Source organism: Pedobacter sp. T50_32 (assembly GCF_057652195.1).
The window spans coordinates 1,243,948-1,253,112 of the sequence record NZ_JBYFBY010000001.1 but is presented as its reverse complement, the minus strand read 5'-3'; the positions used below and the strand labels follow the sequence as shown (position 1 = coordinate 1,253,112).

At 46.9% G+C, this 9,165-nt stretch carries 5 protein-coding genes; 1 reads left to right on the top strand and 4 read right to left on the bottom strand.

Annotation, left to right across the window (positions count from 1 at the left end; genetic code table 11):
- Positions 1–56 precede the first annotated feature (56 nt).
- Both AC23ME_RS05430 and AC23ME_RS05425 read right to left on the bottom strand, forming a co-directional pair.
- The gene (locus AC23ME_RS05430; RefSeq protein WP_487726727.1) at positions 57–683 is read right to left on the bottom strand and encodes a hypothetical protein; all 627 of its coding nucleotides are present in this window, start codon (positions 681–683) and stop codon (positions 57–59) included.
- A gap of 231 nt (positions 684–914) precedes the next feature.
- Positions 915–1,961, bottom strand: coding sequence for a hypothetical protein (locus AC23ME_RS05425; protein ID WP_487726726.1), 1,047 nt, complete (start codon positions 1,959–1,961; stop codon positions 915–917).
- A 108-nt stretch (positions 1,962–2,069) separates the two neighbouring features.
- Here AC23ME_RS05425 and AC23ME_RS05420 point away from each other — a divergent pair, with 108 nt between their 5' ends.
- Positions 2,070–3,149, top strand: a complete 1,080-nt coding sequence (locus AC23ME_RS05420) for a helix-turn-helix domain-containing protein (RefSeq protein WP_487726725.1) — start codon at positions 2,070–2,072, stop codon at positions 3,147–3,149.
- Positions 3,150–3,243: 94 nt separating this feature from the next.
- Here the strand turns inward: AC23ME_RS05420 and AC23ME_RS05415 are convergent, their stop codons facing one another.
- A complete protein-coding gene (locus AC23ME_RS05415) occupies positions 3,244–3,687 on the bottom strand; it encodes a helix-turn-helix transcriptional regulator (protein WP_487726724.1) in 444 nt (147 codons plus the stop codon).
- A 237-nt stretch (positions 3,688–3,924) separates the two neighbouring features.
- On the bottom strand, positions 3,925–9,150 hold the full coding sequence (locus tag AC23ME_RS05410; RefSeq protein ID WP_487726723.1) for a DUF4347 domain-containing protein: 5,226 nt from the start codon (positions 9,148–9,150) through the stop codon (positions 3,925–3,927).
- Between the last annotated feature and the right edge of the window lie 15 nt (positions 9,151–9,165).

Genomic DNA, 9,165 nt, shown 5'->3' with positions numbered 1-9,165 from the left:
CTGTTGCACAGGTTCGCCAGCAGTTTGGGTGGTCAGTTTGACACGGAATCCCATGGTCAGTTTCTCCGAAATATACAAGCATACTCCCCATTCTCGGGAAAACTGCCAAAACTGGCAGATTCCCTGAAACCAGGGGTCTGCAAGGCCCATACCCAATTTGCATTCTCATCAAAAAAGCCAAAGCCAGCTTCCTTGGTCCGTTGGGAAAATCTGGGAGACCACGCCCTTTTTTTCTCATCACGTCCCATATTCTCCCTTTCCACCTTTATCACATCTTTAGCATCCACGCTGCCAGCCGATCTTGGAGCAACAACTACCACGTCATTCTCCTTTGCTTTTTTTCTTGCCAGTTCGGCCTGCCGCTGTTTTTCCGAAACTCCCTTACTATATTCCAGCTTGCGCCCCTGCTCATCGGCCTTATGTTTTTGGTCCGATGCTAACCGCTCTCTTTCCAGTTTCTGCTTTCGAGCAATCTCCTTCTTGTTGCCACATACCTTGCAGAAACAGTCCACACAGGCTACCGAATTCTTTTTATCCTTCGTAGCCTTCAGGTAATCATCGTGGAACAGGCAATTTTTGGCAGCCCTATTGTGCGATTGAGCGAAGGCGTTACCAGCATGCAGCACCAATAAAAATAACATCGCCAGTGCAGACATTAAGATTTTTCTAGTTACTTTTTCCATAATTTGAGTTGAAAAGTATTCGTAATGCCCAAAACTATCGATTGTCATGAAAACAAACAATCACTAATAGTAGGTAATTTTTAAGGTTACTGGGTCTGATGTACCTTCCAAAAAAGTAGCTGTCCTACTTCCGTTCCGCAGGGCCAAAAAATCAAAGTTTCATTCCTAGAAGAGGGATCCATCTGGATAACATCCCTCCATTACGATCTCCCCCATCTAGACCAGCAAAACCTATCTACTTCTTTCCAAACGCATTTCATAATGTTGTTGGCCCATCAAACCATTGAGCCTCCACCCGTCTCCAAGGGCTTCCAAACTACCCTCAAACGCAGCTGCTCCACTGCTGGGGTATCGCCATCGCATGTCAATTGCGCCGTCCCGACCTAAACTGTAGCTGCCCACACGCTGACGACGATAGTCATTCCACCTGAAGACCACCTCATCATCAAGGTCAAAATACACGGTCGTAAGTACACTGTCCGTATCGGACCGCGTCTGCCGGGCAATGCCATCGATCTTCAGGCCAGTGACCACATATTTACCGGTAAGTCCGGGATGCCGATCGGGATGCCTGAGGTGCAACATGCAAAAAACAGGGATCGCCAGCAAGGCCAGCATCCATGACCATAGGCCAGAAAGCTTCACCGGAACCTCCCCTAACCAGAGCGCGGCAAAAAGCCGTTTGAGGTGATGCGACAGGAAATATAGGATCGCCACTGAAAGTATAGTTCCGTGGAGCAGCACACCAAAGGGCATGTCATAGCAGAAATCCATCAGCAAGATGAAGCCCATAATGGGCAGGGCAACCAGGCAACCGTACAGCCTGGTCCTGGGGTAAAACAATAAAAGCGAAGCGGTCACCTGCAACACCGCCACCACAACTGTAAACCCGTATGAATACCTGAAAAATGCCCACACCAGATTTTCTCCAGAAAATGAAGAAAAGGGCGTATCCAGTAGCCCCAGCGGAACGATCATCTGTAGTCCCAGCAGCTTCTGCATCCCAAACATGATCAAATCTACAGCGACAACAGTGGCAATGAGCTGCACCAGAACAACGCCATAAGCGGAATGTTGTCGATCGTCTACCTGCCGGTAATGCCAGACAAAGGCCATTCCCAGACCAGCCAACAGGATAGCGTAGGCAAATAGATAAACCACATCTACCGGCAGATAATCGATTAAATATTTGGACCCCAAGCGCCTAAAAGTAGCGCCCGTTACCAATCCAGCAATTATACCCAGGCATAATTTGTGTTTAAGGGAAGTCTTTTCCATCTTTTTTGCCCCAAATGTAGTCCGGATACCCCCATCAGCTGTTCGGATGGATACAGGCGAACAGACTGTTTGTATCCAAACGTTATATTTGATCCAGATTTTGATGATATGGAAACTTCACTGGCCCTACTGTTGAGCGCCCTTAACGCCGGCAGCCTCTTTTTGGCTGCTTTCTTGTTGATCACCGGCCTACCCAGCCCCAACCCATCGGCCAACAAATGGCTCGGTTTATTTTTCTTGCTGTTAAGTCTATTATTCGTTCAGCTCCTTTTGGAACTGTCAGGCAGACCCGATCCTGTATTGATCAGGATGGCCGAATGGCCCCGGTGGCTCACCTTCCCCTTCGTCTACTTTGCAGTATACGCGTTTGTACATCACGGCCTCAGACCGAAGCTGTTTGATCTCCATCTACTACCGGCATTGGTATTTATCGTCCTAAACATCCTAAATGACCAGGGATTTTTATCCCAGGTTGACCTAGGCATCGCCATCAATTGGCTGGTAAAATATTTCTTTTTTCTACAGGGGATCTTATACACCTTATTGAACCTTAACCTCCTACAATCGCACAAAGCCAAGGTAAGGCAACTGCTCGGCGACAGGGCATCTGACCTGGATTGGCTGCGCCATTTCACCTTGGCCCCATTTCTGATGGCCTTGATCTGGCTGCTGGCCAAGCATTGGCATTTGGGCCCAGTGCTCCCCCACCTGATCTGTTTGATCTTTTGCCTCTATTTCATCACAGCATCCCTCAGACAGAGAGCCGTGTACCCCACTGAAATTGAAGCCTTGGATGAACTCGACAAGATCACGACCCTAAGCAACAACATCCACCAGCGCCTTAGCCACGAGCAGATTGCTATCCTGAAACAAAGGGTGGCCGAAATCATGGACAAAGACAGGCTATATCTGGATCCCTCCCTGAACCTGAAGCTCATGGCCGATCAGGTCGGCATCAACATCCATGAGCTTTCACTGGTGCTCAACCAGGGTTTCGGAAAGAACTTCTACACGTACATCAACGAGCTGCGCACCAACGAAGCCGTAAGGTTGCTAAAGACCGGACATTATGCCCGCGGTGACATGCAGGAAGTAGCGGTTAGATCGGGCTTTAATTCCCGGACGACCTTCTATGCTGCCTTCAAAAAAATAAAAGGCCAAGCGCCAGCAAGCTATACCGAAGAATGACCTCCGGCGCAGACGGATTTGAACCCGATAACGGATGGCATTGACCCTAACCAAAACTGTTGTAACCTAAAATCCATTTATCTCAGCAGCGATCTCAGCGGTAGATGTAATTACTTGTTCTGTCGTTCCCTGCATTTTGTCTAAATACAATTCGGTTGGAAAGTAAGTTTGCTTTGTCCCTGGTATTGTTTCGTAAGACAGATTTTATTTTACTGATAGCTTCTGAATATTCTTTTATAAATGAAGCGTCTTTATTTTTTAAAACGAGTTGTTCGGCTGTAATTAGGGCATTGGCTTCGCTTTCGGTAAACATTACTGGAGGTATTCTGTAATTTTCCATTAAGGAATAGCCTTTCCCCTCTTCTGTCAAAATAGGAATACCCGCTTGTTCTAATGCTTTTATATCTCGATAAATTGTCCTGTTACTAACTGAAAATCTAATCGCTAATTCCGAAGCTGTCAAAAGTCGTTTCGTTTGCAAAATTGTCAAAATTGCAGTTAGTCGTGAAAGTCGTTTAGTCTCGTTATCACCATCCATTTTTCTTTCTGTTCGGGTTTCTTCGAATCGTTTTACCATGGTCGACGATTTGCCACTGCCAGAAAATGGCGATCATGAAATCGGCATTTTGCTCCAATGAACCTAAATAAAATACGAGTTCCAGTTTATCGCCAACATTAGTCAGCAACCTTTTTAGACGGCCAACACAATCAAAACCTCAGCTGAACGAAGTAGCGACTGCTCTTCAAGAACAGTCACTACTTAAAGCTTATTAGTCTATTTTTTTACTACCTTAACCACGTTACTCTCTTTATCTCCAAGAAGTTTCACAAAATAGGTTCCATTCGGGTAGGCAGATAAATCAAGTTCCGCCTCCAATTGCCCAATACTGAGCTTCTGTTGGTTGATAATGCGGCCATCAACTGCAGCTACTATCAACTCCCTAAATCTATTTGCACCAAACTTCACTTTTGTTTTGCCTGACGATGGATTGGGAAAAACAGCGACATTAACTGAGCCTAGATCAAAATTCAATACTTTCTCTCCCAGTTCAGTAGAAGTTCCGTTCCTATCTAGCTGAACCAATCTGTAATAATTGTTACCATTCAGAGGATTTTTATCAATAAATGAATACAAACTTGCTACATTTCTGCCCGCTATTTCGGTTAATCTCACAAAGCGCTTATCATCTCCACTTCGGTAAATTTCAAAGCCACCATTGTTTTGTTCCATTGCTGTCTGCCATTGTAACCTTGCATGATTACCATCTATTTTAACCGTAAAATCTACGAGCGTAACTGGCAGCACATTTTGGTAGTTGATCACGAATTGTGTTGCCGCAGTGTTGCCGTTACCAGCGGCATCTGTCGCCACATTAGCGGTAACATTAACGACTACATTACCGTTGCCATTAGGAACAACATTAAAACTATAATTGCTACCGCTACCAGTAAACCCACCTACTGTTCCATTTGTAACTGTGATATCCCCAACTGTAAAATCATTTACGGCTTCAGAAAAAGTTACCGTAAATGGAACCGGTGAGGTTGTCGTTGCCGTACCAGATGCCCCCAGCGAAGATGAGATCACTACAGTTGGTGCTACGTTATCTGCAACCGTAACTGTAAAAGTCTTTTCGAAGTTACCACCGAAATTATCGGTAGCCCTGATACGGATAGTGTAGTTACCAGCTGGCAGAACGGAAACATCATTAGCCCTTAAACTAGAGCCACTAATATTGAAGCTTGCGTTATTTGCACTTCCCGCTCCAGCGACCAGCGTATAGCTATGAGTGTCGGTGGCATCAAGATCCGTAGTGCTTATCGTTCCGATCACAGCATTTGCACCAGCACTTTGGTTAACTGTCAGGCTAGACAAGCTGATATCTGTCGGTAGGCTGTTGGCCACCGCCACATAGGCCGAGTTGGATGTTGTGGTACCGCCTTTACCATCGTTCGCCGTAACCACCACACGCAGGTACTTGTGCGCATCACTGCTGGTCAAGGTATAGCTTGCACTATTGGCCCCGGCAATCGAGGCCAGGTTCGTACCCGCATTATCATCAGCACGGTACCATTGGTAGCTGTAAGTGCGGCCATCGCCATCGGCATCAGACCAGGTGCCATTGCTAGTGATCAGCGCATTGCCTATCGCAGCCGTGCCGCTGATACTCGGTGCAACACTATTTACAGGAGCCGAATTGGCCACCGCTACGTAGGCCGAGTTGGCTGTTGTGGTACCGCCTTTACCATCGTTCGCCGTAACCACCACACGCAGATATTTGTGCGCATCACTGCTGGTCAAGGTATAGCTTGCACTGTTGGCCCCGGCAATCGAGGCCAGGTTCGTACCCACATTATCATCAGCACGGTACCATTGGTAGCTGTAAGTGCGGCCATCGCCATCGGCATCAGACCAGGTGCCATTGCTAGTGATCAGCGCATTGCCTACCGCAGCGGTTCCGCTGATACTTGGTGCAACACTATTTACAGGAGCCGAATTGGCCACTGCCACGTAGGCCGAGTTGGCTGTTGTGGTACCGCCTTTACCATCGTTCGCCGTAACCACCACTCGCAGATATTTGTGCGCATCACTGGTGGTCAAGGTATAACTTGCACTGTTGGCCCCGGCAATCGAGGCCAGGTTCGTACCCGCATTATCATCGGCACGATACCATTGGTAGCTGTAAGTGCGGCCATCGCCATCGGCATCAGTCCAGGTGCCATTGCTAGTGATCAGCGCATTGCCCACAGCAGCCGTCCCGCTGATACTCGGTGCAACACTATTTACCGGAGCCGAATTGGCCACCGCAACATACGTCGAGTTGGCTGTTGTGGTACCGCCTTTACCATCGTTCGCCGTAACCACCATACGCAGGTACTTGTGCGCATCACTGCTGGTCAAGGTATAACTTGCACTGTTGGCCCCGGCAATCGAGGCCAGGTTCGTACCCACATTATCATCGGCACGGTACCATTGGTAGCTGTAAGTGCGGCCATCTCCATCGGCATCAGACCAGGTGCCATTGCTAGTGCTCAACGCATTCCCTACTGCAGCCGTCCCGCTGATACTTGGTGCAGCGCTGTTTACCGGAGCAGAGTTAACTATGGCCACATAGTCCGAGTTGACGGTTGCGGTACCGCCAGTTCCGTTGTTAGCAGTAACCACCACACGCAGGTATTTGTGTGCATCGCTGGTGGTTAAGGTATAACTTGCATTTGTGGCACTAGCAATAACAGCTAGGTTAGTACCACTGTTATCATCGGCACGATACCATTGATAGGTATAACTGCTTGCATTTGTCCAAGTACCAGTATTGCTAGATAGTACGTTCCCCATCGTAGCTGCTCCTGTAATTACTGGAGCTACCGTATTTACCGGCACTGCCAATACACTTAGAGAAGCCTGTGCTGTACCAGTAGAGAAAGCAGTGGTACCGCCATTTGTATTGGTATTTGAAAGGCCCCTTACACCGTTGACAGATGCTGTACCAGAAGTCCTGTCCCAAGCCCTAAAAGTAAGACTTGGTGTTTCGGCACCAGCACCACTAGGTACGTAACGTAGCTGTGTGGTAGATGTAAGCAACAATGCCGAACTAGCAGATACGCTTCCTACACCGGTCCATGTGTTTCCATCGGTAGAATACTGCCAAGCCCCGCCACCCGAGGTAGCGGTAATCGCTATGCCTGACAAGGCTCCCGCATCAAGATCAGCATAAGTTAAACCTGCAAGTATAGTGCTTACCAACGTACCGTTTGAAGTTTCGCTTGCATTGATACTACCCAAGGAATAAGGCCCCCCGGCCAAAGTTGGCGCATCATTTACCGCAACAATGGTTACCGGTGATGGAATGTTAACGCTAACTGCACTTATGCCTCCATTAGCTACACCGCCATTATCACCAATTGATGATAAAGTAACAGTACGGCTAGCGCCTGTTGGAGCATTGCTGGTGTTTCTATACGTAATGCCATTGATCAATGTTTGTGTGGCCGCTGTACTGATACCTGCCGTTTTGGAAAGCGTAACCGTTGCTACCCCACTTGCTACCGATACACTCGCTGACAAGGCATTGGTTGCCGTAGTAGCTGTTGTCCCATTCGTTAAGGTAATATCCGTACCGTCGACAGTCAAGATTTCACTACTGCCATTGGCAAGATTGCTCACTCTTAACTGCAAACTTACAATGGCTTGCCCGCTTTCTACCGTACTTACCGCAGCTGCACTAAATAGATTTACTGCCGATCCTTTTTCTGTAAACGTAGGGTTTGAAGCTGTAGCCGTTAAGGTAGGTGGATCATTTACATCTGTTACACTTAGGGTTTTGGTGGCAGCGGTGCTATTATCGGTACCATCATTTACCACGAAAGAGATGGTACGGTTTGAGGTGTTTGGAGTGTTGGAGGTATTGTTGTATGTAACCGACCGCAAAGCAGCTTGCCACTGTGCCAATGTAGCGTTGGCCCCAGCAGAAGTCAAGGTCAGCACACCGGTAGTATAGCTACCTGTTACGTTGCCCATGGTGGTACCATTGTTGGTAAATGCCAATACATCTTGCCCGCTCTGGAAATTGCCCGAAATAGTCACCGCTGCAGAAGCCAGGGTAGTATGATCAGTGTCACTTACCGTCAAGCCATTGTCGATCACTACAGGAGTACCCTCTAAATGGGCCGTTGTACCGCCTGAAGCAGTAACAACCGGTTTAGCATTGGCAGTAAAGCCAATGTCTTTAAATGTTATTTTTTTTATCGCTCCCATAAAACCCACATTGGTGTTTATCTGAAAAGGTGCCCACGCATTATTGGTAATGGTTATCGAGGTAGCTCCTGCAGGCAATGCACTAAGATCAAAAATTTGATTGCTATATCCCACATCATAACTGTCCTTAATATTTACATTTATACTTCCTCCATTATTTGTAGTGATTGTAGCTGGATCTCCTTGCCAACTATAAATTTCAATCGAAACAGGCTTAAATGTACTGCCGTCCGTAAAGCTAATGGTGAGTGCCTTTTCCGAAAACCCAAAAGAGATCCCATAGCTATTGTCGGCTTTAATACTATTGTAGGCCCCATCAACCTTTAAAGTACGCTCAACACCATTTACCGTTTGTTTAACTAAGGCATCAATACCTGTAGCAGCAGAATTATTTGCACCATTTGGTGTAAATCTCCTGTTGCTAAATCCTGCGTCAACTATCGTCCAAGTACCAACTTGAAAAGTCACATTTTGCAGCACCTCCGTAAAATCTCTCATAGCTATAGAATTAGCCAAGGGCTGTGTCTCGATATTACCCTTTTGTACTTCCAAATTCCAGTCACCGTTAAATTCGGTATTGCCGGTCAAATTGCTGGAAGCCGCTACATCTACATGGGTATTTCTCTTAATGATTTCTAAAAATTCATCGCCTTTTTGGCCTTTACCCAATTCGCAGCCATAAAGCAGAAAATCGCCTCCGGCTTTCATAGCACTATTAACCACCTTCGCAAATGCGGTATGGTTGGCTAGGGCCTCGCTGTTTACCTGTGTGTTGCCCAAAAGCAGTTCTCCTCCATTGGCATGGGAGAATAAATGGACCGCCTTCAAATTTTGATATCCTGCAAGCTTCTCCATTAAAAAAGCCAAACCATCTACATCTTTTGGTATTTCTACCAGTGTCACTCCAGGCCTTGCCAAACTACTGAACTGCTGATGGCCTTTAATGTTGTGATCTACCACTAAAAGTTCCCTTACTGGCGAACTTACAATTTCCAAATGATCGGCATTGGTAATTTTTGCAGGTCCTGTTAGCCTTTTATTCGTCTTGTAGGGTTGAAGTAAATTGTGCGGCACAGCTCCCAATGATGGCTCTGCCAAATAGCTTTTGTTTTTTCCTGGAGCATGGTTACCACGCTTGCCAACATAATAGGCTGCGCCAGCCGCACCGGCGGAAAACGAAGTAGCCATTACCACCATCTGCATGAGGGCGGCACTTGCTTTTTTGCTTGCTTTTGTAAATTTCATATCGATATGCAATTA